Annotated in this window: 26 protein-coding genes; 8 read left to right on the top strand and 18 right to left on the bottom strand. The window is 38.4% G+C overall.

The window, feature by feature from the left end; all coding sequences use genetic code 11:
* Together mobB and F0361_RS03650 are read left to right on the top strand one after the other, a co-directional pair.
* Window positions 1-1,032 (top strand): MobB family relaxase, encoded by a 1,032-nt coding sequence (gene mobB / locus F0361_RS03655; RefSeq protein ID WP_154917258.1) that lies wholly within the window; start codon window positions 1-3, stop codon window positions 1,030-1,032.
* Window positions 1,029-2,471 (top strand): type IV secretory system conjugative DNA transfer family protein, encoded by a 1,443-nt coding sequence (locus F0361_RS03650; protein WP_154917257.1) that lies wholly within the window; start codon window positions 1,029-1,031, stop codon window positions 2,469-2,471. The genes mobB and F0361_RS03650 overlap by 4 nt, the downstream gene beginning before the upstream one ends.
* On the opposite strand, the gene F0361_RS03645 is transcribed toward F0361_RS03650, so the two are convergent.
* Window positions 2,468-5,323: a TrlF family AAA-like ATPase gene (locus F0361_RS03645; RefSeq protein ID WP_154917256.1), complete on the bottom strand. Its 2,856-nt coding sequence runs from the start codon at window positions 5,321-5,323 to the stop codon at window positions 2,468-2,470. The two genes, F0361_RS03650 and F0361_RS03645, sit on opposite strands and share 4 nt — an antisense overlap.
* A 184-nt stretch (window positions 5,324-5,507) precedes the next feature.
* On the opposite strand from F0361_RS03645, the gene F0361_RS03640 reads away from it, so the two are divergent.
* Complete coding sequence (locus F0361_RS03640; protein ID WP_154917255.1) at window positions 5,508-6,887, top strand: RNA-binding domain-containing protein; 1,380 nt, start codon at window positions 5,508-5,510, stop codon at window positions 6,885-6,887.
* A gap of 13 nt (window positions 6,888-6,900) precedes the next feature.
* Here the strand turns inward: F0361_RS03640 and F0361_RS03635 are convergent, their stop codons facing one another.
* Genes F0361_RS03635 through F0361_RS03595 form a run of 9 tightly spaced genes read right to left on the bottom strand, consistent with a single transcriptional unit; the run spans window position 6,901 to window position 14,037 of the window.
* Window positions 6,901-7,272 carry a hypothetical protein gene (locus tag F0361_RS03635; RefSeq protein ID WP_045802046.1) on the bottom strand — a complete coding sequence of 124 codons (372 nt, stop codon included), beginning with the start codon at window positions 7,270-7,272 and terminating at the stop codon, window positions 6,901-6,903.
* Between the two features lie 7 nt (window positions 7,273-7,279).
* Entirely contained in the window at window positions 7,280-8,110 is an 831-nt protein-coding gene (locus F0361_RS03630) for a DUF4138 domain-containing protein (protein ID WP_154917254.1), read from the bottom strand.
* The gene (gene traM / locus F0361_RS03625) at window positions 8,107-9,036 is read right to left on the bottom strand and encodes a conjugative transposon protein TraM (protein ID WP_154917253.1); all 930 of its coding nucleotides are present in this window, start codon (window positions 9,034-9,036) and stop codon (window positions 8,107-8,109) included. Before traM ends, F0361_RS03630 begins: the two co-directional genes overlap by 4 nt.
* Window positions 9,017-9,640, bottom strand: coding sequence for a conjugal transfer protein TraK (locus tag F0361_RS03620; protein ID WP_149304591.1), 624 nt, complete (start codon window positions 9,638-9,640; stop codon window positions 9,017-9,019). The genes traM and F0361_RS03620 overlap by 20 nt, the downstream gene beginning before the upstream one ends.
* An 11-nt stretch (window positions 9,641-9,651) precedes the next feature.
* A complete protein-coding gene (locus tag F0361_RS03615) occupies window positions 9,652-10,494 on the bottom strand; it encodes a hypothetical protein (protein ID WP_149304592.1) in 843 nt (280 codons plus the stop codon).
* Window positions 10,495-10,496: 2 nt separating this feature from the next.
* A complete protein-coding gene (locus tag F0361_RS03610; RefSeq protein ID WP_154917252.1) occupies window positions 10,497-11,072 on the bottom strand; it encodes a conjugal transfer protein in 576 nt (191 codons plus the stop codon).
* A gap of 4 nt (window positions 11,073-11,076) precedes the next feature.
* Window positions 11,077-13,479: a TraG family conjugative transposon ATPase gene (locus tag F0361_RS03605; protein WP_154917251.1), complete on the bottom strand. Its 2,403-nt coding sequence runs from the start codon at window positions 13,477-13,479 to the stop codon at window positions 11,077-11,079.
* The gene (locus F0361_RS03600; protein WP_149304595.1) at window positions 13,472-13,750 is read right to left on the bottom strand and encodes a hypothetical protein; all 279 of its coding nucleotides are present in this window, start codon (window positions 13,748-13,750) and stop codon (window positions 13,472-13,474) included. Before F0361_RS03600 ends, F0361_RS03605 begins: the two co-directional genes overlap by 8 nt.
* Window positions 13,750-14,037, bottom strand: coding sequence for a hypothetical protein (locus tag F0361_RS03595; protein WP_149304596.1), 288 nt, complete (start codon window positions 14,035-14,037; stop codon window positions 13,750-13,752). Before F0361_RS03595 ends, F0361_RS03600 begins: the two co-directional genes overlap by 1 nt.
* Before the next feature lie 189 nt (window positions 14,038-14,226).
* Here F0361_RS03595 and F0361_RS03590 point away from each other — a divergent pair, with 189 nt between their 5' ends.
* Window positions 14,227-14,889, top strand: coding sequence for an N-acetylmuramoyl-L-alanine amidase family protein (locus F0361_RS03590; protein WP_149304597.1), 663 nt, complete (start codon window positions 14,227-14,229; stop codon window positions 14,887-14,889).
* A gap of 71 nt (window positions 14,890-14,960) precedes the next feature.
* On the opposite strand, the gene F0361_RS03585 is transcribed toward F0361_RS03590, so the two are convergent.
* On the bottom strand, window positions 14,961-15,692 hold the full coding sequence (locus tag F0361_RS03585) for a hypothetical protein (protein WP_149304598.1): 732 nt from the start codon (window positions 15,690-15,692) through the stop codon (window positions 14,961-14,963).
* Window positions 15,679-16,347, bottom strand: a complete 669-nt coding sequence (locus tag F0361_RS03580) for a sigma-70 family RNA polymerase sigma factor (RefSeq protein ID WP_154917250.1) — start codon at window positions 16,345-16,347, stop codon at window positions 15,679-15,681. The genes F0361_RS03585 and F0361_RS03580 overlap by 14 nt, the downstream gene beginning before the upstream one ends.
* A 106-nt stretch (window positions 16,348-16,453) precedes the next feature.
* Here F0361_RS03580 and F0361_RS18770 point away from each other — a divergent pair, with 106 nt between their 5' ends.
* From F0361_RS18770 to F0361_RS03565, 4 genes are read left to right on the top strand one after another with little or no spacing between them, the layout of a single operon-like run.
* Complete coding sequence (locus F0361_RS18770) at window positions 16,454-16,630, top strand: hypothetical protein (RefSeq protein ID WP_170257975.1); 177 nt, start codon at window positions 16,454-16,456, stop codon at window positions 16,628-16,630.
* 12 nt (window positions 16,631-16,642) lie between these two features.
* Window positions 16,643-17,059 (top strand): lecithin retinol acyltransferase family protein, encoded by a 417-nt coding sequence (locus tag F0361_RS03575; RefSeq protein WP_154917249.1) that lies wholly within the window; start codon window positions 16,643-16,645, stop codon window positions 17,057-17,059.
* The gene (locus tag F0361_RS03570; RefSeq protein ID WP_154917248.1) at window positions 17,052-17,879 is read left to right on the top strand and encodes an SMODS-associated NUDIX domain-containing protein; all 828 of its coding nucleotides are present in this window, start codon (window positions 17,052-17,054) and stop codon (window positions 17,877-17,879) included. The genes F0361_RS03575 and F0361_RS03570 overlap by 8 nt, the downstream gene beginning before the upstream one ends.
* The gene (locus F0361_RS03565) at window positions 17,880-19,511 is read left to right on the top strand and encodes a nucleotidyltransferase domain-containing protein (RefSeq protein WP_154917247.1); all 1,632 of its coding nucleotides are present in this window, start codon (window positions 17,880-17,882) and stop codon (window positions 19,509-19,511) included.
* Window positions 19,512-19,520: 9 nt separating this feature from the next.
* Here F0361_RS03565 and F0361_RS03560 read toward each other — a convergent pair whose 3' ends face one another.
* The 6 genes from F0361_RS03560 to F0361_RS03535 all read right to left on the bottom strand — a co-directional run bounded on the left by F0361_RS03560 (window position 19,521) and on the right by F0361_RS03535 (window position 24,050).
* A complete protein-coding gene (locus F0361_RS03560; protein ID WP_154917246.1) occupies window positions 19,521-20,183 on the bottom strand; it encodes an ATPase in 663 nt (220 codons plus the stop codon).
* Complete coding sequence (locus F0361_RS03555) at window positions 20,167-20,919, bottom strand: hypothetical protein (RefSeq protein ID WP_154917245.1); 753 nt, start codon at window positions 20,917-20,919, stop codon at window positions 20,167-20,169. Before F0361_RS03555 ends, F0361_RS03560 begins: the two co-directional genes overlap by 17 nt.
* 4 nt (window positions 20,920-20,923) lie before the next feature.
* Window positions 20,924-21,208, bottom strand: coding sequence for a helix-turn-helix domain-containing protein (locus F0361_RS03550; RefSeq protein WP_045802062.1), 285 nt, complete (start codon window positions 21,206-21,208; stop codon window positions 20,924-20,926).
* A gap of 321 nt (window positions 21,209-21,529) precedes the next feature.
* Complete coding sequence (locus F0361_RS03545; RefSeq protein ID WP_154917244.1) at window positions 21,530-22,366, bottom strand: RteC domain-containing protein; 837 nt, start codon at window positions 22,364-22,366, stop codon at window positions 21,530-21,532.
* A 275-nt stretch (window positions 22,367-22,641) separates the two neighbouring features.
* Window positions 22,642-23,556 carry a helix-turn-helix domain-containing protein gene (locus tag F0361_RS03540; protein WP_154917243.1) on the bottom strand — a complete coding sequence of 305 codons (915 nt, stop codon included), beginning with the start codon at window positions 23,554-23,556 and terminating at the stop codon, window positions 22,642-22,644.
* Window positions 23,557-23,561: 5 nt separating this feature from the next.
* Complete coding sequence (locus tag F0361_RS03535) at window positions 23,562-24,050, bottom strand: asparaginase domain-containing protein (RefSeq protein ID WP_154917242.1); 489 nt, start codon at window positions 24,048-24,050, stop codon at window positions 23,562-23,564.
* Between the last annotated feature and the right edge of the window lie 12 nt (window positions 24,051-24,062).

Here is a 24,062-nt window from a genome sequence, read left to right as displayed (position 1 = left end):
ATGTATATCAACATCACCGCACAAAAATTAGGAACTAATTATAGTCAGAGCTCAGCAGATTTTGTGGACTATCTCGAAAAGGAAAACGAAGGTCTGGAAAAAGAAGAAATGGAACACTTTTTTAACCAATATGGTGATGAGATTTCAGCTAAAGAAGCGGTCAAAGAGATTGACGGAAATACGGCAAAACTCAAAAAGAAAGAACCAAAATTCTATTCAATCACAGTAAGTCCATCCAAATATGAATTACGAAAGCTTGAGAGCAGTAGTGAAGATTTAAAACGATACACCCGAGAGCTGATGAAAGATTATGCTTCCAGCTTCAATCGGGAAATCAATGGGCGACCAGTTAATGTTGATGACATTAAATACTTCGCCAAAATTGAACACCAACGCACCTTTAAGGGCACAGATTTTCAGGTGAGGGAAAATCAATCCTTTGCCACTAAAATCCTTGAATTGAAACAGGAAGTCAAGCGCATTCAACAAGGTCAGGTAACAGGCAATATTGACCGATTAAAACTGAAGATAGGAAAGTTGGAAAAAGAAGCACCACACCAACAAAATGGCAAACGCATCGTTCAGGGAATGAAGAAACCTGGAAACCAAAGCCACATCCACATCATCGTGAGCAGAAAGGATGCTTCAAATTCGTTTAGTCTTTCCCCAGGGAGCAAACACAAAGCCTCTGAAGTTGAGATGCACGGTAAAAAAGTAAAGCGTGGTTTTGACCGTGACCAGTTTTTTGAGCGTGCCGAAAAGACTTTTGATAAAACATTTGGTTACAAACGCAACTATGCTGAAACCTACAAAGCGAAGAAAGATTTTGTAAAAAATCCCAAACTCTACTTTGCTGCTTTGATGAAATTACCAGCCAATGACAAGGCAATGGCTTTTAAGATAATGGGCAAGTCAGGAATCCCACTACTTCCAAACATCCCGACCAGTAAAGCACAATTGGCACTTCGGGTTTTTAAGCGGTTGCGTAAAGGTGCTGAAATCGCTGTGAAATCAAGTTCTATTGGGATATGAATTGGTCATTGGTAGAAATACTCATCTATATTGTAGTGCCAATCCTGTCTGTAGCCATACTTTTTTATGCGCTTTACGATAGTGAACCCACCGGTAAAAAGGATAAAAGGTATCAAGTAAAATTTCTCACCAAATCCGGAAAATTCAAAATCGATAACATCAAACGTGGTGCATCTATAATCGGTTCTGCAGGAAGCGGAAAGACCGAAAGTGTGGTATATGGTTTTTTAAAACACTTTCGTGAAAACGATTTCTGTGGAATCATACACGACTACAAGGATTTTGAACTAACCGAAATGGCATACCCGCTTTTTGCTGATGGTGAAATTCCTATGAAGGTTATTTCATTTGACAGGATTATCCATCGGGTCAATCCCATTGCGCCGCGTTATTTGGAAAATGAGGAAAGCGTCAATGAAGTGTCAAGGGTACTAATCGAAAATCTATTAGAACAAAGAGAAAGCGGAACAACTGGGACGACAAAATTCTTTAACGATGCTGCTGAAGGGTTGATTGGCGGATTGATTTGGAAGATGAAATCCGATTACTCTCAGTTCTGCACGTTGCCCCATTTAATTGCGATTTATCAAATGCTCGATACCGATAGCCTGGTCCAGTTTCTGGAAACCAATACCACATCGAGGGCAATGGCAGATGCTTTCATAAGTGGTAAAGATTCCGAACGGCAGACCGCTGGCGTAAAAAGCACTCTGGCCAATGCGCTCAAACGCATCAGTACGCAACGGATTTTTATGGCATTGTCCGCAGATGAAGTGCCGTTGAATATCAATAGCACAAAAAATCCAGCAGTTATTTCCGTAGTGAACAATCCCAAATTTGAGACTTCTTATTCGCCTGTCATCGCAACCATCATCCACACCATCACCAAACAGATGAGTGTGCGTAATTCCAAACCTTCATTTCTATTAATGGAAGAAGCACCGACCATTCGCTTACTCAATATGCACCGCATTCCAGCGACACTGCGAAGCTATGATATCGCCACCATTTATGTGATGCAGGATAAGATACAAAACGATATGATGTATGGTGATAAGGCAAGCAAGGCCATTCTGAGCAATCTTTCCTATCAATTCTTTGGCAAGGTCAACGACCCAGACACCGCTAAATATTATGAACGCTTCTTTGAAATCATTAAAAACCCTACGAAAAGCGTGAGCAAAGCCGCCAACATCTTTAAAACGGATACCAGAATCACAAAAGGCGAAAGAGAGGTTTCCAAAAGAAGGGCAGATATTTTCTTCAGATTAAAGCAAGGTGAGTTTGTCACGTTCGCTGATGGAAAGGACAAGAAAGTGCGGTTCAAATTATCAAAAATCGAAAGGCAACTTCCACAGAGCACAAAACGATATTCTGATGCGGATTTAAGAGCAAATTTTGAGCGGGTTTATGATGAGGCGAGGTCGATATTCAACTAAAATCCATATTTATCTTTTCTAAGCCTGAACGCCTTTTCGCCACCTTCCATTACAGATGTAATTTCGTTTTTAATCTCTTTGGTGTCAATAGCACCTTCAGCTTTGATAATCCCTCTTGTTTGTGAACTGGCGTCTTTATAATCGCAGCAAATCACTAATTCGGCATCACCGTTAACTACCAAATTGGCATTATGGCTCGTAAAAACCAATTGCCTTTTCTTTTTGGCATTCCAGATATTTTGGATTATTGCATCAATGGCTCTATTGTCAATGTCATCTTCGGGTTGGTCGATTAGTAAAGGTATTCCGGGCTGGTTGAGTAATACTGTAAGTAGTGCCGTAGCCTGCTGCCCAGCTGATGCATCTCGAAAGGGGATTTCATCGCCAAGTTCGTTATTTGTTGTATAAAAGAATTCAGGGTCAAATTCTAATTCTGTTGCTGTCAATTGTAGCCAGTCATCGGTTGTGATTTTGGATTGTATCTTTAATTTGTGGTCTTCGGTGAATCCGGTTGTGTCCAAGATTGGTGTAGATGGTAATTCTTCTGGATTCTCTTCGTCAAGTTTAAATTCTGCCAATAATCTTAATTCTTCCGAGACCGCTATAAATTCAGAAATTGGGTCAGCTTTGCTGCGGATATGTGCTATTAGTGCATCTACTCGCTCTTCTCTGATTCTCGTTCCTTCAAGAATAGAACGTAATTTTTCCTTGAAATTAGCAAGATTGATATTTTTGGTAACTACTGCTTTGATTAGTTTATTTGATAAGTCGGTGAAATTTGTTGCCTGATCATTTAATACCTGAACTTTTTCCAAGTGTAGATCCTTCCATTCTTCTTTATGGGCGTTATAGTCGTTTTCTGGATTTCCAAGCTCTTTTAATACTGATTTCCTATCGGCAACTAAACTATTAATCTCTGCCAGACGGTCTTCGAGTTTTTTAATATTCGTCAGTTGTTCTTGACTTGCTATGGATTTCCCCTTGGCAGCCTCATATTCACTATCAAACTGCGCTTGCTTTTTCCCCCATTCTTCTACAATTTCAGTGTACCGCTTTAATCCACTTTCATTGAAAATATCCTTCAAATTTTGAACAGCTTCATTGATGTTTTTGAATTTTGCTTTGACCTCTGTATTAAGATTTTCTATCAAATCCTTGTTCTCTATGTTATCAATTTGAGGTTCAATAGGTTCTGGGTATAATTTTAAAAGCTCAAGAAGCTCATCAGCTTTAGACTCAAAAAGCGATAGTTCAGATTCAGTATTTTCTATAATTGTCTTCTCTAACTCAAATTTTGATTTTTTGTTAATGGTTTTTTGGTCAGCTTCCGAAATCCCTTTTAAAGACTCTCGAATACCTTTAACTTGGCCCTTTATAGAACTACCTTCAATATTGAAATTTGCTATCTCACTCTGCACTTTCTTTTTGCGTACTAATTGATTGTAAGCAGTTTTGAGTTTTAGATTTGTTTCGTCTAAATTGTAAGAAGTACGCTCTAAGCTGCTCTTAATAGGCTGCTCTATAAACCGCTTTAGTTCTTCTGTCTTTACACCAACATCACTAAGTTGTTTTTGGCTATATGATTGTATTGGCAGTACTTTCCGGATATCTTCTTCACTAACTTTTTGAAATTCACCATCACCAATTTTCAAAAGTATTTCTCTGCTGGCAGAATTTCTTTTAACGATGTGGCGGACATCATTTTTCACCATCGTAATTCTTACTTCACCCTCAACGGCTGTCAACGTTTTCCTTATTAGCGTATCTCTTCGGTTCTGAATAATATCCAATTCTTGATAGTTGCCTATTTTAACCGTTTGGTCACACAATCCCCATCGTATGTATTCTAAAATAGTTGACTTGCCAGTTCCTCTTCCACCAATCAATGCGTTATATTGTTGATTGAAGTTGATATTGAAACCACCCAGAAATTTAGAATTTGTAACGTCCAGCGATTCAATAAATATTTGAGGCATTTCTGGCTCATTCTGAGAAATTCTGGATTCTTTGGCCAAACAGGCCTGCCGAATAGCTTCTGCAGTTGGTTCTGCCCATTTAACCCAAGTAGAATATTTTCCAAACTCACGACCGTCCTCGTACCTATTATCTGAAGTAGATACAAGACCTATGCTTTTGTTTCCGTAGTTTGCATCCCCACCGTTAATTTTATTTTGATAACCGGATTCCTGTGATATTTCCTTATCAACATAACCGCCAACGCAAGGCATTTTAACGTAGTGTTCTTGGAAGCCTTGACGTATTATGGAATGTTGGCCACCTTTCCCAACATTAGGAAGTACAATGTACCTACCTTTACAATAACTTACTTCATCTAAAATTTTATGAAGCTGGGGAAGGTTGTTGATTACCTCTTGGGAAATTCTCTGGGTTTGAACCGTTTGTCTATCATAAGCGTCTGTAGGTTGTATCCCAAGAAAATTAAGGACTGAGTTGAGATGGGTGTCCTCGAAATCTGCATCAAAAATAATAATGGCCTGACTTGCAGGATTGGATAGGCTGAGTTCAATGCCTGGGAAAACCGTAACTTTTTTCTCTGGCTCGCCCATTATCTCGTGTATCTCATTCTGCTCTATGGCGACTCTTCTTAAGTGCTGGACAAAAACTACATCGTGATGGTCTGTCATAGCGATGGCGTCAATTCCTGCACTGCTTATCTTATCTAAATATTCCTTACAAAATTGATTTCGGTTATCATCAATTTGCTGTTTATCTTCTTGAGTTAAGCCTTCTACTTGCTCTTCACTTACACCAAAACGTGAACCTGTCCAAGCAATATCACGAGGGCTGTGTACTTGGAAATCACATCGATAAAATTTTGCGCCTTTATTCATAAAAAGATAGGTTATTAAAATCGCTAAAGTTAATTAACATTTTGTGGATTTTAACAGTTCATTTCAGTTTAGTTTTAACAAATATTTTCTTTCATATTAAATCACCGCAATCCTATTATATCTGTTTTTTGCTAAATGCCACAATTTAATATCACTATCTTTATCCCCTAATTTACCTTAATGAATGCCAGAAACAAACCGTATAGAATACAAACGAGAACTGTCCGATGGACTTGAAAAAGAAGTCATTGCTTTTTTGAACTATCGGGAGGGTGGTATTCTCTATATCGGTATTGACAAGAATGAAAATGTTTACGGTTTGGCAGACCCGGACGGCGACCAACTTAAGATTAAGGATAGGCTAAAGAACAACATCCGACCTTCTGCATTGGGACTGTTTGACATTGTGAGTGAAGAACGGGATGATAAGGATGTTCTTAAAATTATCGTGGCCAGTGGTCCCGAAAAACCCTATCATCTCAAAAAATATGGGATGAGCGAAAAGGGTTGTTTCATCCGCATCGGCTCATCTGTAGAGCCAATGTCCCAAAAGATGATAGACGAGCTCTTTGCCAAGCGCACTCGAAATTCCATCAGCAAAATTAAGGCTGGACGACAAGACCTGAGCTTTGGCCAGTTGAAAATCTACTACGAAGAAGCTGGCTATAATCTTGGTAAAGCCTTTGCAAAGAATCTGGAACTGCTTACCGAGGATGGCGCATTCAATTACGCCGGTTATCTTTTGGCCGATAAGAACAATACCTCAATCAAGGTTGCCAAGTATTCAGGGAAGACACGTACAGACCTTATTGAAAGCAACGAATATGGCCACGAATGTTTGGTTAAAGCGACCAAGCAGGTTATCGATAAGATTACGGTAGAAAATAGAACCACAACCAAGATAACCCCTAAAGAACGGCAACAGACCAATCTTTGGAATCCTATCGCTTTGCGTGAAGCAATTATCAATGCCTTTGTACATAATGACTATACCAATGAGATTACCCCAAAGTTTGAAATCTTTGTGGATAGGATTGAGATTACTTCGGCTGGCGGACTTCCTGAAGGTTTGAGCAAGCAAGAGTTTTTTGAGGGCTTTTCCGTGCCACGCAACAAAGAACTGATGCGAATTTTCAAGGACTTGGAACTGGTAGAACAATTAGGTTCGGGCATTCCTCGTATTTTGGAACATTATGGCAAAGAGAACTTTAGCTTTTCTGACAACTTTCTTAGAATGACTTTTGTAGCTAAAGAAACTACTGTTGAAGATGGTGGTGCAAAAGGTGGTCAAATAGGTGGTGTAATGGGTGGTCTAAAAGGTGGTCAAATAGGTGGTCAAATCGAAAAGGATATCGAGGCTATTTCTGAATTAACTCATAGGCAAAAAGAAGTTTTGAAGTTAATTGCTCAAGATAATCGGATAAGTCGCTCGGGTATAGCTGAAGTTTTACATATCAATGAATCTGCAATTCAGAAACACCTTAATAATTTAAAGGATGCTGGATATATAGGGCGTGTGGGTGGAACGAGAGGATATTGGGAAGTTAAACTACCGAAACACTAACAACTAACTTTCATCAAAAAGGCGACTTATCCTTTGAACCTCTTGCATCTGCCAGCCATTTACCATCTTGTTTAACCAACTTAAAAAGACCAGGCGTTTTGTCGTAAGCTGTTGTATATTTTACCCAAGCCACATCACCCATAATTGTATCCTGCAAAACAGTAAAGTTGGAATCTTCCTTTGGTGTAGCGTTGAACATATTTATGGTATTCATATAGTTTGAATACGCCTGTGGCGTTGAGTTAGCCTTTAAGGTTTCTTCATCCTTTTCATAAAAGCTTTCGATAACAACTTGGGCTGTGGCACTTGGTCCTGAAACTTTAGTTTTAGAATCGGCACAAGAGAGGAACAGCACTACAAGTAAGAAAACAACAATATTTTTCATAATGACTTTAATTTGGGTTATTAATATATCTGTGCGATAGTCTCATTTCGATATTTCGTTCACCATCTTTTTCGTTTAGTTCTAAAACAGCCCTACGATAATTGGATAACGAGAACTTGGGCAACACATAAACAAACCGTAGCATTTGGCCTTCCACAATTTTTGAAGGCAATTTATGTTTGTATATCGGTTCTTGATACAGGCGTTGCAATGACTTTCTTTTTCCTTTTTGTCGTGTTTCAATCGAAAGGTTCAAGAAATTCAAATCGTAATCCAAAGTAGAATTATTCTCAATCTGGATGACGAAGTACAGTTCTTCTTTATCGAAAACAATATTCTCAACACTTAAAACAATGCCTTCATTTCGCTTTTTGATTCGTCCAATGCGCTGTTTCCTATTGAGAAGGTATGCGCAGAATTTTTGGTAATGGTATGTTCTGTTATCTACACGCTCTTCAGAAGATTCAGCAAGAATTGAATCGGTAACAATCGGTTTTTCATTCCCGATACTACTTGATATCGGAATAAAATAATTGAGCTTAGAAAGCTGTTTTTTATACCTTACAATATACGAAAAAATCGAACCATTTCTGTTGACTACCAGTAAATTACTTTCCTTTCCTGGCTTGGCTTGCAACAGGCCGAAATACTGTTCTTTCTCACGATTGTAGGTAAAGACAAAATTATCTGAACCGGTTATACCTTGCCGAATAGGTTCTGGGAAGAATAGCGCAACATTCTTGGTGTCGTTTGCATAAATGGTATCTAATTTTATAGTTGTTTGCGCTTTCGCGAAAGCAAAAATAAATACAGTCAATATTGAAATTATCGCTCTCATAACTTTGGTTTTAGAATTAATCTGTAATTGTTCAGGACGGTTACTTTTACTCTTCGGTTAGAACGCCTAAATACTTGGGTAAGTCCACCCACTTGCGGTACGCTGGGAATATTAATATCACCAATAACATCATCAAATACCTCTCTGGTTACTTCTTCCCTAAAGTTGTTTTCTACATAAATGCCCTCGCTACCGTCTTGTAAATCGTAGGCTTTTAGTTTGGTGGGATGGTGTTTAATATTCTCAATTTCAATTAAAGCACGATTAGGCTGAAAACTGATAAAGCCGAAAATCGGTGTGTTCTTTGGCATAAGTTTACCATTGATAGTAGCCGATTTGGTTAGGCGCATCCGTAATCGGGTATTCGCTTGAACAATTTGGTCACCATCTACGACTACGTAAATCGTTTCATCAGTATTGCCAATAATTGAAACTTCATTGGGCTTGGGCGAAGCTGCAAAGAACAGTTGATGTTCCAGGCCCAATTCTTTGGCTTCAATTTTTTGTTCCCTTTTAACTTCAGCAGAATCCACCTTTGGTACCGTTTGCTGAACAACTCGTTTATGTCCCAAATGTTGGTAGCGTTTTTCGGAATACTTTATCTTACCAGCATTGTAAATGCTGTCCACAATACGTTCTTTTTCAAGTTCCGGTAAATCTGGGTCGTAAAAGCCCAGGGAATCAATCAGCTTTTCATCATAGATGCTCGGTGCGGTGCTTTCACGCACTTCCTTGAGGTCGTTTATGGCATCGAGTTTGGAATCGTATTCCTTTTGGTCATCTTCCAGTTCAGGTACAAGCGTCTGTTGCAAGGTGTCTTCATCATTGTCCTCATCTTCCATAAGCATCACTGAATATGAGATAAGGAAGAGGGAAATGATGGCGAGGACACCAGCGAAAATGATTTTATTCTTTTCTACTTTCATAATCTATTTTTCTTAAAGTGTTTTCGAAATAATTGGTAATCAACAATCCGTGTGGATTGTTGGGAAAGTTTCGGTCTACCATAATCAAGTTTCCTGTAGATACCAATTCGTAAGTGTCAATGACGGGTCCACGGTTAATTTCAAAAATGGTAACGGTTCGGAAGACGTGGCTTCCGTTTTGTTGCTCAACTTGGGAATCGATACTTAGCACCTTTTGCACTAAGGAATACTGCAACAATCGGTTATAAACACCATCAGCCTTTTTCTGACGGTACAGATTGTCCACAGAGCTGTTACCCAGCCAAAGTGCTTTTTTGAGATTGCGTTCATAATTGCTGGCATCGATGTTATAGAAATAGTTGTGGAACAGTTCTAAGTGAGCCAGGGCTTCGACCCTGAAATTCTCTTTTTGGGTGACGAGTTTGAGCGGGATGATAGTGCCATCAGTATTGATTGCAAAAGCGCTGTTGAGCGCCTTCTGATTGGTGTTGAATACCATCCAAACTGAAAAAGTACTGGATAGCAGTGCACAAATGACGACCGCCAAAACAATAAACCGATTTAGCTTTAGGACGTTGTATATATTTTTAAAGGGTGTTTTCATTCTGAATGGAATTAGTTGGTAAACAATCTGAGGGTAAACGAGGTGGCACGCCGATATAGTTTGAATTTCAGGAACACGATAAACCCTACTGAGCCCAATTGTACGACAGGTGCAAAGAAGCCCTGGCCCGTATCGGTTCCAAACAGGTTTACCCAGAAATTGGTGTTGATTTCGGTATAAATGGCATTGACAAATACATTGACCAGAAAAAATGCTGGCACAAGCATATAAACGGCAGCGTACAATTTAAAGAAGGTATATGCGAGCGAGCGAAACTTTTCAAATACGGCAAGGCTTATGACCAAAGGGAAAAAGGCTTGCATTATTCCCAACAGGAAAAAACGCTCTGCCAAGAATAGCGGATAGATGAACAAATCCAATATCCAGAGTATGGTACTTAATATAAAGGCCAAAATTTTGAATCCAAACAATGGTGTCACTAACGCCTCATACAAAAGTGTCATTGCCGAACTTGCCGCATCAAAAAGACTTACATCTTCCTCTAATGGTATATCCTGCATCTGTAACGGTAGTAATGCAGGTGCAGTTCCTCGATACTGTCCTTCGATGGCCACTAAAATCCCATCAAAAAACCCTAATACCTGCGTTGAGAATATGACCAAAACCACAATGGCAAAATTTTTTGCCAATTCGCCCGGACTTAACCCCCAAGTGTAACCGTCCTTGTCTGCAATACCTTCGTTGTATTTTTTAAGGATGTTGACCAAGAAAAATAGGACAGCAAGCGTTTTCATTCCGGCAATGGTATATTGCGAAAAGTCGCTGGCCTGTATGGTCTGGAACACCGTATCGATGTATTCCAGCCCAATTCCTAAAATGATGGTCGCAGTCATTGTTAGTATTCGGTTTCTCGATTATTGACTTTATCTTGCATCTTTCTGAATGAAATAATATCACGATAACGTTTTGTTTTCATAGTGATGTTGGAAACCATTTGCTTTGATTCCAGTTCTTTTGCTTTCAGTATTTCGGCGCGTTCGGCATCACTCATTTTGAGATAATCGCTGGAGAGAACTTCGTCTATGAAATCAACCGTGTCAAGGGAATTTTGTACAATGGTTTCAAAAGAGCCCATAACCTTGTCTATTTCCTCGGGTTTGATGTAGGGGGAATTTAGAATATCCTGAAGGTCATTTTGCATTACATTGATAAGGCGCTGATTGTTCTGTGCGATTTCCTCAACTGCCCTAAGCTGTTGGACAACGCTTGAAACTTTTTCAATAGCTTCTTTGGCATCCTTCAAGAATTTTACGGACTTAATCATTTCTGCCGTCTGTTTACCCGATTCCAAGAGCTGTTTTACCAAGCTGATGAAGTTGGTGTTGTCATAAACGGGCATTCCCTGGCACGCAGCGCGTGCAGGCAGTAAAAAGATGAATGCCGTTGCTATAATTAAAAGTTTTGTCTTCATAACATTATGTTTTAGATGTGAATTGAATTATTGCTTTTTCCATATCCTGATGCTCGTCGTAGAGCTTCATTATTTCCTCGTTTTCCAATCCATCGGTCAGATAAGCCGCATAGACTTCTTTCGGAACTTCTAACCGGAAGATGTTGCTTTCCTTGCCTATTTTGATAAACATTTCGGTGTATTTCCGTAGTCCGGAAAGATTGTTTTTGATGGACTTTAACTGGTTCAGGTCGTGACTGGAAAGGTTGAGCCTTTTGACCAGCTCATCGTAGCCTTTTTCATTGTTTAAGCTGTAGATAACCTGTGTGTTCTCAAGAATACTTGCCGATGTGGAATTGTTTGGTAGCTGATTAATGGACTGCAAAATGATACCGATAGCACCATTCTGTTTCCGTATGGCCTGATAGTAGAATTCCACACTTTCCAGCACGTTGTCAAACTTCAGTTGTTTGGCAAACTCATCGAAAAGGATAATGCCTTTTTCAGCTCGATTACGCCAAATGGTGCGTTGGATAGCTGACTTAATAAGCTTAAGCATTACGGATAGGATTTCCTTATTATCCTTTACTTCATCAAGCTCAAAGACAATCAAGCGTTTATCTTCGATTTTATAGGTCTGGTCTTCGCTCACCTCGAACAGAAAACTGTATAGACCATCACCGACATACTCGGACATTACGTGCAAGAAGCTCGTGACATTAAAGTAGTCGGGATGGATTTTAAGGGTTTTCAGAATATCCTTTTGATGCCTCTCTATAAAATTGTAGAAACCTTCGAGCGAATGATTTTCAGAAGTGCTATCGTAATAGTGACGCAATATCTTTTTGACCGAAACGGATTGTGCTTTCGTCACTTTTAGGTCTGAAGCGAACAATTCAAAAAGGAAAACCGACAAGTCTTCGAGACGTTCCGGTGTTAGGTCATTTTTATCGCTGATGAAGAATGGGTTGATACCCAAGTTCTTTCCACTTTCATAGCGAAGTACCGTGTATTTCTCAGGATAGAGTTTGGCAAATTTGGTGTAGGATCCACCGAGGTCAATTATGACCAGGCGAACACCACTTTCAAAATATTGGCGTAGGATGTTATTGGCCAAAAAGGACTTGCCTTCGCCAGTCGGTGCGAAAATTGCAAAGTTCCGGGCTTTGATACGTCTCTTGCGTTCATCCCAAACATCTTTTAGCACAGGAATGTTATGTTCCCTATCATTAAAAATAATTCCGGTAGCATCAGATTTGTAGTTGGTATTGTTGATGAACAGACATAGGGCGTGCTTCAAATCGGTTACGTACAAATCGTTGTTTGAGAAGTTGGATGAAAAACAGCAATAACTGTTCAGAATATAATTTTTACGTTCTTCACCTCTCGGATAGTAAGGGATGATATCGAGTTCCTTAAACTCAGTCTTGATTTTCGAGGTAATTGAATCGAGACTTTTTTTATCCTTTGCCCAATAGACCACATTTAAGTGACCACGGATGATCCGAGCATTATCATCGGCATTGATTTGGTCAAGGATGTGCTGGATTTTACCAAGAACCACCTTATTCTGCGAACCGAAATTGGAACTTTTGTTAAGCTCTTCTATTTTCTTATCCAGCAGCTTTCGCCATTTCTGTTTATCATCCAAATACAGGATTTGGTTGACGATGTGGTTCTCATTCAGCGTAAGCCCTAAGCCATCAATAAACCCTTGATGAAACACAAAATCGTCCGAAGTGAATTTCTCATTGGTCTTGCTACTCTGTACACTTTCGCCAAAGCACAGTTCGCTATTGACGGCCAGGGCATCAAAATGGTTATCGCCAATGGTGACGTTCTTTTTTTCCAGTAGGATGTCGGTATCAAAACCTTCGCTGAATCCGTTGAAATAGTTTGTGGTGAGTTGTAGTATTTCTTTCGCTTGAAGCGAAACAAAACGCATCTTTCGGCTGTTATTGATAAAGGACACCGAATCGCTCACCGCATTGGCAAACACCTTAATGTTGTCATCCATTTGCTGGACAATTCCTTTGAAAACCTTTCGGAATGGGTTGACATATTTTGGATTGTTGAGTGCCTTGTTTTTTGTCAGGATAAAGAACAAATAACATTGATGTTCGATGTAACCACGACTTTTAAAATGATTGTGCGTTGCCTTTTCGAGAAAGGACTCATTGGGCAATTGTTCTGAAGAGTAGGACTTCTTTAAATAAATATCCTGTTTATGAACCACAATTCCAACAGGTAGTGACTTCAAGGCTTGGAACCACGCACCGTGTATATCCTCAAAGTCCTTTTCAGAAAGCGAATAGATTTCTGGCAGATTCCCTTTATAGCACAACACCACATTGCCATTATTGGCAAAGACAATATTATCCTGAATATCTGCAATGGGTTGATATGCTGAGAGGTTCATCTTATTCATATTCAAAACCTGAGTTACGCTTGTTGCTGATGATTTTTGGAAAAGGATTACCCATTTGAAATAGCTGTGGATTGTTGGCAATTCGAGTTAATGCGATGTAGAGACCACCATTGAATACCATTAACCCAATGATGACACCAAAGCTGAAGGAAAAGATGATAATGAGAAGTGATGCCAAAATGGATACCATCATCAAGGCAAACAGGGAAATGGGCAGACCAAAGATGACCGCACGTTTCCGCATATTTCTATAGACTTCAAACTTCTTCACTACACTACAATGCCTATTAGATAGGTGAAGATTCCAACGACTGCACCAGCAATTAGCACAAAGACCAATACACGCGTAATCCCTTTTTTAAGGTCTGCGTTTTCACCAAAGAAGTGTCCTGCATTAAACAGGAAACCTATTAGGAAGATGACACCCAATATAATTGGGAAAATAGTTCGGATGGTGTCGGAAACATCGTTGACCGAATCTTCAATACCACCAATCTGAGCAAAAAGCGAAGTTGATAAGAGCGAAAGAACGCCTGCCAAATAATGTGTTTTTTTCATAACGAATTAGATTAAAATTTTGGTTCATTTTCGTTATGTGAAATTTACATATATTTGAACATAAATAATTGAAAATCAAATATATGTGAATAAAATATTATTTGATATTGTTTGGTTTTCGATGCTATTATTTGGCATCAAATTCTATGGAATTTTGAAGTGTAACTGTTGAAAACCTAAAATTGGAAAATGAAAAAGTGGCTCAAAAACGTCAGTTTTGTGTTTTTACTTCTCAAAAGTTGCTTGCTTTTGGGTCAGGATTTGGATGAGAAAAAAATCATTGTCATTGACCCTGGCCACGGCGGAAATGATTCTGGTGCAATTGGGGTAAATAGCTTAAGGGAAAAGAAAATCACCTTAGAAATAGTAAGGTTGATTTCAGAATTGGCTGAGAAAAACTACAATAAAACTGTGGAAATTTATCAAACACGGTATAGCGATACCTTAGTTTCTTTAAGTGATAGAGCCAAGCTGGCCAAAGTTCTAAATGCAGATTTGTTTCTTTCCCTGCATTGCAATCATTCTGATAATCCAGATGCAAGAGGTGTGGAAGTCTATGTGCCCAATAAAAGGTTGAAGTTTTTGGATGAAGCAACTTGGTTTGGCTTTCAATTACAAGCAGAATTGAATGAGAAGTTGGGATTTGAAAGTAGAGGCGTAAAATTTGCTAATTTTCAGGTGCTTAGGGAAACGACTGACTATATGCCTTCAATTCTTTTGGAATTGGGGTTTGTAAGTAATGAAGATGAACAAGGTTATCTGCTAAAGCCAGAATCTCTGAATGCTGTGGCACTGGTGATTTGGGAATGTTTAATAAAAAATATTGATAGTTATGAAAGAGTTGGGGATTGAGGTTGTAAAATGTTTGAGAAAAGTAATTCTTTCTATTTTGAATTTTATTCTGTCTTTATCGAAAAAATGAGCTACTGTTGATTAGGGTGAAAACCATCATTTTTCATAAAAGCGATGGTCTGCAGAATTTCATCTTTATCAAATTTTGATTTATCAGGATGCCACTGATAAAATTTATGAACTAAAATTTCTTCTGTAAGTAGTTGCTTTTCATCAATAATTTCCTTCCAGCAAGCAAAAATGGTGGCAATCAATTCTATGGCTCTAGTTTTAGTCTTTCGAAACTTATTTATTATAAAATCAATTTCAGAGAGTTGTTCATTGAAATAGCGTTCATACCATTCTTTATGGCCACCATATTTCTCTAAAGGTTGATATTTTTCATATTCTCTTGGATTATAAGAGAACCATTTATTTTCCTTAAACTTTTTATCAATTGAACGCATTAAGCGATTATCATAAGGTCCCATAGCTTGTTTCAAGAAGTTGGCGTGGATATCAATTCTTGCGGAATTTTGGCACAAATAAAGAAGCTTCTGAAGCTTTAAATGTCCTAGTGTATTTTCTTGGTGCAACTGATATACGATTTCTGCAGCAAGCACTGTCCTCTTGTGATAATCAATATTTGTTGCTTTTTTTTTAGGCCTTAACCCCTCTAAAATCTTGTATGAATCTATTTTGTCAGGATTTGATTCTGTTTTACAAGACTTGAATGTATCGTCAAAAGCTTTTATTTCATCTGGACTTTGGGGAAGACCAAAACCCAATGAAATCAGTATTTCATTAATCTTAGACTCTTCCATTGTAAAACTCTTTTGTTACTTCCATCGCAGAAGTATAATTCTTTATTTTATCTAATGCTTCCTTTTTCAAGCCTCGAATCGTAGGCTGTTTAACATCACCCAGATGTTCTCGAAGTTTTTTAAGTAGTTTATTTGGTAGATTAAAACCGTCTATTTCGTATTGCTTGTATGTGAGATAAACCGTTCTTTGGGAAGGCGTAAGTGAATGTATTGCCTTAATTAGAATTTGTTGTTCTAGATTCATTTCCATACCATCAACGTCAGGAATGTCTGTAACAATCTCTTCAGAACCATCATAAGGGTAATTAAGTTTTCTCTGTTGTTGTCTGTAATAATTAGTGAGTTCTATTTTTACTATACCAACTAAATAACCCACAAATAAGTAATCTACATCTGCTTCATCTTCAGGATTAATTTCAAACTTCCCTTTTTCAGCATAGGACTTAAAAGTCGCTGTAACAACCTGTTCGGCGACATTGATGTCGTGACCAAATCTTTTACATCTAATCTCGCATTTTTTTAATATGTCATCTTTAAATCTATGCGTCAGCGCGTGAAAGGCGTTTTCCCTTAAGGATTGGGGGTTGCTCTTATCCTGATAAATCTCGGTAAGTCGTAAAGTGTGCTCATCTTTTAGTTTTTTCCAATCTGACATTGGTTGTTTTCAATAATGGTACGAAAAAGCGTTGGGGATGGTTTTGCGTACTAAGGTTGGCGTAACACGCTAAAACAAAACTAAGCATATTTTTTAACATTTTATTATGGCAACAAATGGAAAAAGCGGCGACAACCGCAGGCACGGAGCAGTTAAGAAAAGATCCCAAGTAAAAAACCCTAAAACAGGGATTTGGACCAAGCGTGATTCGGAAACCGGTAAGTTTATGGATGGAAAAACATCAAGTAAAAAACCATTTAAAGGAGTAAGAAAGGAAAAGTAATAATTGAGTAATATGACAAAATACTTACAATTGATTAAACAGTTAGCCCCTATCGATGCAATAGTGGCTAAAAAGAGAAACGGTCTAGGAAGAATACTGGACCATTACGTAGTTTATTTAGGCAATGGTGTTTTTATAGGTAATCTTAAAGGTGCGGTTAAAATTATCCCAGAGAATGAACTTATGGAACTCCTGCAAGAATACGAACCTGTGAGAATCCGAAAGTTTAGAGGGAGCCATTTTGACATTCAAAATGCAATTAAGAGGGCGTATCAAAAGCTGGGTCAGCGTTATAGCTTCTTAGGCTTCAATTGTGAGCATTTTGCAAATTGGGTACAATACGGTAAAGAGAGAAGTAGTCAAGTAAATACCGGCTTGATGGTGCTTGGAAGCGTAATCTTTTTAAGACTTATATCGAACGATGAATAAAGTACTTAGACGCTTTTTGTTTTACCTAATCGGATTTCTTGTAGCAATTAGCTATTTGTCATATCGTTATCTGTATTTAGAGGGTGCAAACGATTTTCACAAAGAAATTTTGGTAACAGCAGCCTTCGCAGTTGTAATCGGATGCTTTACAGGTATTATAGAAATCGTTAAAGCACATGGGAAATACTTTTGGATTGCCTTAAGGTGTTTCCTTTTAATTCCAAACAAAAAAGTATACGTATCTCTAAGTTACTTACTCAGAATTAAAATACCAGGAGACGAAAAGTATTTTTTGGTCAAGGGTGGTAAGATTAATCAATATCAGCCAGTTGGAGGTGTATATAAATTAGTTGGTAATAAGGATTTATACAAGGACTGGAAGGCAGCCCCGAACGCGGATGGAAAGAACCCTAAAGACCTACGGTTTTTTGTAAGCGCAAAATTCGTCCCAAAAATTATCAGTTGGTTCTATTCTCGAAAGGACAGGGAAACTGGGGTATGGCGAGAATTTTCGGAAGAATTGGTTGAAACTCAAATTTTAAGTGCTACTAATTTCAAATCTATTAGAGCAGAATACCTCGGGACTGAGGAGAACATCCTGTGCAAACAAACACGCTTTAAGGATGAAGAGTATCATACTTTGATTTACGATATTTTCCAGATTGAACTAAATACAAAGCAGTTAAAGGAATTTAAAAAACTATTAAAAAGCAGCTCATTTAATGAGAAGTATGCCTTTGTTAGTGAAGATGACATAAAAAAAGAATGCTTTAACGAACATAAAACAAGAATAGGACAACACGCAAAATACATATCGTAAATGAATTTTCAAGATTACTTATATAGAAATGGCTTTCAGCGAGAGGACTTATTGGCAAGACTTGCTGAGTCTCTCGAGCTTGACGAAACAAGGTCAAATAAGATGGAGACTGCCTACAATGCCATCTATGATGTTTTAAAAGCAGACCCAGTGTTTTTCTCTAAGGTTGATTTTGTGGTTTACCCGCAAGGCTCAAAAGCCATAGGAACAACAACAAAGCCAATAGGAAAGGATGAATTTGATTTGGATATTGTGGTTCAAATTAAGGATTCGTACAGGAACTACACCTCTTCAGAGATTTACAATCACCTAATACGTGTTTTCACAAGCAATGAGGTTTATAGGCCAAAACTTCTAAAAAAGAATAGGTGCGCAAGAATAAATTACGCTGGGGATTTTCATTTAGATATTTTGCCTGGTTGCATAATCATTCCTTTCGAAGATAAAATTATGGTACCCGACCGAGAACTTGCATCTTGGACTTCTTCTTTTCCAAAGGGATATGCTAAATGGTTTACGGATAAAGCCGAAGATGTCCGAGAGCCATTATTGTTGCGAAAAGCATTTACTGATTATGTTACCCTATCTGAAGCGAAGGCTGAACAGGAGGAATTACCAGACGAGAACATCTATGAAAAAGAGCCGCTAAAACGTGCTGTACAGCTTACTAAACGATACAGAGATATTTTCTTTGAGAAAAAACCAAAACACAAAACATCAAGTATCGTATTGACTACAATTTTCGGAGAATTATACCAAGGTGAGGCATCGATTTATGAAACAATTGATAATACACTCAATAGGATTTTAGAGCGCTACACTAGCTATGAAAAGCTTTTTGAAAGTAGTGGAGTCTATAAAAGGATTAAGGTTTTAAATCCAGTAAATGAAGATGAGGACTTTACTGAAAAGTGGGATAAGGACAAAGAATACTATACTCAATTCATCAGTTTTGTTAGGAGCTATAAAGAAAAATGGGAGCAGTTAAAAAATGGGAACTTTAGTGTTGCGGAAGACTTGTTTGGCAGTACAACAACTAAAACCATTTTAAAGTCTCAACTAGACAACTTATCTGGAAATGGTAAAAATGAATTAGAAAAAGCAGGTCTTACTTTATTGTCTGGTAAAAGTTATGTTGACGACCGAGGAAGAATTTCTAGAGATTCAGGCTACCCGAGCAAGCCTAATAGAAACTATGGTGGTGTAGAATTAAATTTGAATTCGGGTAAAAAGGATATACAGAGGAACTATGTTGCAGCATATATCCAAAAAGACTATTTAAATAAACATTTTCCTTGGCTTAAAACTGTCATCACCGATGGAAAATTGTTGGGAAAAGGAAAAATCAAACCCAATGGATGCAAAAAAGAATATGAGATTCTTGTCGAGTATGATATCAATAGGCAAGGGCGAAAAGAAAGGGTTTATGTGCTAAATGATAGTCAAATCAAGTTTGGTAAAACACCACATCTATATCCTGGAAATAGTTTGTGCCTTTACTATCCCAAAGATTTATCACCACATTTGGACTTGAATTTTGTGGATGTTATGCCTTGGATATCAGAATGGCTTATAATGTATGAACTTTGGAAAAAATATGGTGTGTGGTTAGCAGATGAAGTCAAGCACTAGATTGTCCGCTCATTTCCTCTTATCCACAGCCCCTTTTTCAAAAGCAATCAAGTTAAAGAGTTCCCGCATCCGGCTACGAACGCGGTTGCCGTATCGTTCTTCCAGTTCTTCTGCATTGAGGTTTGTGGTGGCGTGGGTCTTTATTTTCCGTTTGGTATCAAGGTATAGTTCATATCGTGAGAGTAGCACTTCGCCCATCACATTGAGATCCTTTCCGTAGAAACGACCAAATGGCTCAACGCCCAAATCATCAAAGCAGTAGAATTTTGTATTGCCGTATTCCTCAACCGTTTTAAAGCCCAAGTGGTTGAAACTAAAGGTTACATTCCGGCAGGGAATCATTTCATAAGGGCGTTGTAAAGGCACAATATGGCGCAACAATTTCATCAAACTGGTTTTTCCACAACCAACAGGTCCGGAAAGTAGAATACCCTTCTCGACATCAATTTCATATTTTTCGCAGTTTTCCTTGTCCTTGATGAAATAGGAACAGAGCTTCAACAGAATGCCCTTGTCCTCATCATAAATCCTAAACTTTTTACCAAACAACAATTTGCCCTTGGCATTCAGGTAGATTAAGATTTTCGGGAAGTCATAGAGAACACTCTTTCCATCAAACTTGCCCAGCGAATATTCCACGCCGCCTTCGGTGATTTTAGAGGGGTTGCCCATAGTCTTTTGTTTTAGTGGTTCGCAAGTTGTCCTTGATTTGGGACGGTTGTTTTTTCTTTGGCTTGTTTTCTGACTCAAATAATTCGGTTCTGTCCATCCAATTGATGGCCACAGCTCGCCAATAGCGAATCGGTTCGCCATCGCCTGTTTGCCAATCTCGTTCAGCGTAGTGCTGGTAAAACTTTTCAGCTTCAGCTTTATCAAAATTCTTTTCTTCAAAAAAATCAACGACAGCCAGACAGTCCTTTGGCTGTTTTATGTAGTTTTCTTGTTTGATATTGTTTGTATTAGATACCAATGCTTGTCCACCTATGGGACGGCGTTGGTACACTTCCTGTCCATTTTTGGGATGGTGGTGTCCCTCAAGCGGTACACCTCTGGGATAGTACTGTTCCGCAAGCTGTTCCAAAATGGGATTGTACTGTCCCGTAGCTGGTTCATCACTTGTACCGATAATGGACATCTTGATTTTACTGCCCTTATACGGATTATTGGATGGAAAGTAGGATAGGTATTCCCACGAGTGAAGCTCTGTTATGCAACGATGGTAGGTAGATTTTGATCCAATTTTGGCCACGCGCATCAATTCCCTGCGGTTTACATAGAATTCGTCCATAAAGCGGCAACTGTTCCATTCCTGGAACAGCGCCATATACAGACTGATATGGGTAGGATTTAGGCGGTCATCAAAATAGAACGTTTCAAAAGCCGCGTTGAGTAGCTTTATGTAGTTCATAGTTTCAGGAATTTAACCCGTGGTGCACACGGTTGGCATCCATTACCTTTTGAATTTCCTCGGCATCATAATAGATGATTCCGCCTACCTTAGTGTATGGCAAGGTGCCATTGATGCGAAGGTTCTGAAGTGTTCCCGGACTCACTTGAAGCAAATCCATTACTTCGGAAGATTTAAGATATTTCTTGATTTTTCCAGAAGCCTGTTTGGACAATAAATTTTTGATGTCATCGAGCAATTCCATTTTGAATTCCCGAAGGTCGTCTGTGGTGATAATACTTGTCGGCATAATAGAACGATTTTAAAAGAAAAGGACTATCATAGGTTTAAAATTTTTAATGATAGCCCTTAACCCGATTTGACTTTCGTTCTACAAATTTGCTGTGGATTACTGGATTTTCTTCCCCAGTACGACCGTACTACGGTGAAAATTTAACATCTTGAAATTTGGGGTGTTTTGAAGGTATTTGAGAGTGTGACTTCGAAATTCTATCTATAAAATGATTAACATTAAATGAGCAATACGCTGAAAACCAAAACACCGTAGGTCAACCGCACTACGGTCTTTTTTAACATTTTGATTTGATGGATAAACCGTTGCTATAAGTGATTATTTCTCGCTTTTATCCATTTCAGAAAGAAGGGAAGTGGACAGCTCATCGAGGAAAAGGGTTCGGCTTTTTTTCCTGTATTTAATGTCTTGATAGGTTTTATAGATGTCTTTCGGCTCAACATCGAAAATCTGGCTTAAATAATCTGAAATTTTAACAATGCTCAGATTGTTTTTAGCGCCAAGCCCTTTTGCGTGAAGCGCATAAATGAGTTCCACATAGTCTGTATTGCTAAACGGCCAATGCATTTTTTCGGTGTGAGATAAGGAAATCTCATTTCTGTTCAGCCCGTTCTTCAATCTGTTCTGCTTGTCCACTAAATATTTGGTCAGGGACTTGTAGGCATTGTATTTGCCGAGCAACATATCTCGTGCTGTGCAAAATTCCGGGTCTTGAAAATAGAATTTGGAAAGTGTGATATGATACCCATTGAGATAATCACGAGTATAATATTCTTTATCAAAATGCGTCTGCCCTGATTCAATGTATCTTCCGTAGTCCAAATTATAGAGAAAGAATCGATTGAGTTTGTTGCTTTTCTTTTTGATGGATTTAAGCTGACTTTTTAAGTCGATTTTCGGGAACTGGATTTCAAACGAATGGATTTCGGAATAGTAGATTAACTCAACGAGAGGGACTTGTTTGGTTACTTTAAAAAAATGGATTTCGTCTTGAATGGATTTGAAGCCTTGCGACAGGACCTCTTTTTTAAGTGTGCTTAATGAATCACGGCAGAGCCCAATGGAACGGTGTGCCCTTTCACGGATGCTCTCGTTTTGAAGTTTTATATCATCAAGTTCTTTTTTTAGTCGCTGTGTTAATAATTGAAAGTCCATAAGCAGGTGTATTTTGATATGAAACCATAGAAATGGGATTTAGTTGATGCGGTTGGTTAGATGATATCATAGTCCTGCAAAATGATATAAATGAATGCCACAGGTCATTTAATTTGTGGTTCATTGGTGTATTTTATGGAACTCTCACTAAAATAATTTTACTTCGTAAACGTACAAGGAAAACTTACCGTATTTAATTACGGAACGAGCCGTATTTTTCTACGGAAACCCTGTGAGACACTGAATATGCTTAGGTCTTTAGAGAGGAAATTTAATTATCTTTTTTTGCGAAATCGCTTTAAGAATTCACGACGGTTCTTCACACCCGTTTTCTTGAAGATGTTTGAGGCGTGTTTTGATACCGTGCTTTCGGCTATGAAAAGTTCCTCGGCAATTTTCTTATAACTAAGATTGCTAAGAATGGATAGCGCAACTTCAATTTCCCGCCGTGTCAAATCCTCATATATAATTTTGCGCTCTACGGATTCCTCGCGCTGTTTTTTCTTAAGGGCAAACACTTCATACATTCGGGTATTGTTTTCCAAAAAGTATAGATACCTATCTACCTCAATCGCTGTAATGGCAAAGAAGGCCAAATTCATTACGGTAAAAGTTATCCATTGATAATCGCCTATCACGGTGCAAATGGGCAACAGGGCTATACTCGCTACGCTCACCATAGACAATTTGTTTCGCCTTAAAATAAAGGCATTCGGATTGCTCGGATTCGAAATACGCCTGTAAAAGATGATGAGAAATATAAATGCTATTAAGGATATTGGAATAGTAAAAAGAAAGCGAGCCGCATCCAAAGAGTCTGTCAAAAAATAGGGCATCAAAAAAAGAACAACATAGCTGCCACTCGCTAAAAATGCGAGATTTTTAATAGATGAGTTGAATTTCAATACGACGATGTCATATTCTTTATAGAGGTAGTAAACAATGTAAACGCATAATGCAATGGCCACACCATACGTAATTATATATTGAAGGATGAATGGTCCCGGAAAGTTATAGATGGGTAAAAATCCACCCGTGGCATTGTACGTAATGAAAAGTATGCCGAGATATAAAAACCGTCGAAGGCTACTTCGTGTATTCCTTCTTGAAAAGTAAAAAGTGAGCAATACAATGACCGTATCTATTAAAAGATAAAAGAAAGTTGTCCAATGTATTGACGTGCCGAACATTTACTTTACTGGTCATTGCGCTCAAATTTGTTGGTTTCTAAATTCTTTGAAACGTTGTTCCAATTGAAAATCTGTCCGTTCATAGCAATATAAACATCCGGTTTTAGAAGCTGTAATGAGCTTAGTGCATAGCCTAAATTAAACGGTGCATCTGTCTCTGCAGATGAACCTAAAATGAAAGACCCAACCAGTACGATGGTTTTATTCAGGTTGAGTTTTCCGATATATTTTGCGGTATCTTCCATTGTGAAAGTACCGTGAGTTATCAAAATCTTTGTCGCAGCAGATTCCTTAATCTTGCAAACCAACTGCGCTCTGTCCTCATCTGTGACGACCCTGCTATCCTTTTTGAACACACTTTCGATGGTGTAATCAAAATCAACATTGGCTTTCTCAAGAAAACCTTGAATCGTGACATTTGATTGGGTTACACCTTTTCCGTCCACATAATCCAGTCCTTCGATGGTGCCGCCTGTTGTAAGAATATGTATCATAAAATAGGACTT

The organism is Maribacter flavus, assembly GCF_008386635.1.
GTDB classification, from domain to species: domain Bacteria; phylum Bacteroidota; class Bacteroidia; order Flavobacteriales; family Flavobacteriaceae; genus Maribacter; species Maribacter flavus.
Note: the sequence above shows the minus strand (reverse complement) of the source record. Positions and strands in the feature narration are given on the sequence as shown.

Bases quoted from the DNA above. Each gene is read 5' to 3' on its own strand.
- F0361_RS03540 (WP_154917243.1), bottom strand. From the start codon at position 23,556: ATGTTCGGCACGTCAATACATTGGACAACTTTCTTTTATCTTTTAATA.
- F0361_RS03595 (WP_149304596.1), bottom strand. From the start codon at position 14,037: ATGAAAAAAACACATTATTTGGCAGGCGTTCTTTCGCTCTTATCAACT.
- F0361_RS03580 (WP_154917250.1), bottom strand. From the start codon at position 16,347: ATGTCAGATTGGAAAAAACTAAAAGATGAGCACACTTTACGACTTACC.
- F0361_RS03620 (WP_149304591.1), bottom strand. From the start codon at position 9,640: ATGAAAACACCCTTTAAAAATATATACAACGTCCTAAAGCTAAATCGG.
- F0361_RS18770 (WP_170257975.1), top strand. From the start codon at position 16,454: ATGGCAACAAATGGAAAAAGCGGCGACAACCGCAGGCACGGAGCAGTT.
- F0361_RS03565 (WP_154917247.1), top strand. From the start codon at position 17,880: ATGAATTTTCAAGATTACTTATATAGAAATGGCTTTCAGCGAGAGGAC.
- F0361_RS03650 (WP_154917257.1), top strand. From the start codon at position 1,029: ATGAATTGGTCATTGGTAGAAATACTCATCTATATTGTAGTGCCAATC.
- F0361_RS03575 (WP_154917249.1), top strand. From the start codon at position 16,643: ATGACAAAATACTTACAATTGATTAAACAGTTAGCCCCTATCGATGCA.
- F0361_RS03585 (WP_149304598.1), bottom strand. From the start codon at position 15,692: ATGGAAGAGTCTAAGATTAATGAAATACTGATTTCATTGGGTTTTGGT.
- F0361_RS03545 (WP_154917244.1), bottom strand. From the start codon at position 22,366: ATGGACTTTCAATTATTAACACAGCGACTAAAAAAAGAACTTGATGAT.
- F0361_RS03615 (WP_149304592.1), bottom strand. From the start codon at position 10,494: ATGACTGCGACCATCATTTTAGGAATTGGGCTGGAATACATCGATACG.
- F0361_RS03635 (WP_045802046.1), bottom strand. From the start codon at position 7,272: ATGAAAAATATTGTTGTTTTCTTACTTGTAGTGCTGTTCCTCTCTTGT.
- F0361_RS03630 (WP_154917254.1), bottom strand. From the start codon at position 8,110: ATGAGAGCGATAATTTCAATATTGACTGTATTTATTTTTGCTTTCGCG.
- mobB (WP_154917258.1), top strand. From the start codon at position 1: ATGTATATCAACATCACCGCACAAAAATTAGGAACTAATTATAGTCAG.
- F0361_RS03555 (WP_154917245.1), bottom strand. From the start codon at position 20,919: ATGAACTACATAAAGCTACTCAACGCGGCTTTTGAAACGTTCTATTTT.
- F0361_RS03640 (WP_154917255.1), top strand. From the start codon at position 5,508: ATGCCAGAAACAAACCGTATAGAATACAAACGAGAACTGTCCGATGGA.
- F0361_RS03645 (WP_154917256.1), bottom strand. From the start codon at position 5,323: ATGAATAAAGGCGCAAAATTTTATCGATGTGATTTCCAAGTACACAGC.
- F0361_RS03570 (WP_154917248.1), top strand. From the start codon at position 17,052: ATGAATAAAGTACTTAGACGCTTTTTGTTTTACCTAATCGGATTTCTT.
- F0361_RS03605 (WP_154917251.1), bottom strand. From the start codon at position 13,479: ATGAATAAGATGAACCTCTCAGCATATCAACCCATTGCAGATATTCAG.
- F0361_RS03535 (WP_154917242.1), bottom strand. From the start codon at position 24,050: ATGATACATATTCTTACAACAGGCGGCACCATCGAAGGACTGGATTAT.
- F0361_RS03590 (WP_149304597.1), top strand. From the start codon at position 14,227: ATGAAAAAGTGGCTCAAAAACGTCAGTTTTGTGTTTTTACTTCTCAAA.
- F0361_RS03550 (WP_045802062.1), bottom strand. From the start codon at position 21,208: ATGCCGACAAGTATTATCACCACAGACGACCTTCGGGAATTCAAAATG.
- traM (WP_154917253.1), bottom strand. From the start codon at position 9,036: ATGAAAGTAGAAAAGAATAAAATCATTTTCGCTGGTGTCCTCGCCATC.
- F0361_RS03560 (WP_154917246.1), bottom strand. From the start codon at position 20,183: ATGGGCAACCCCTCTAAAATCACCGAAGGCGGCGTGGAATATTCGCTG.
- F0361_RS03610 (WP_154917252.1), bottom strand. From the start codon at position 11,072: ATGAAGACAAAACTTTTAATTATAGCAACGGCATTCATCTTTTTACTG.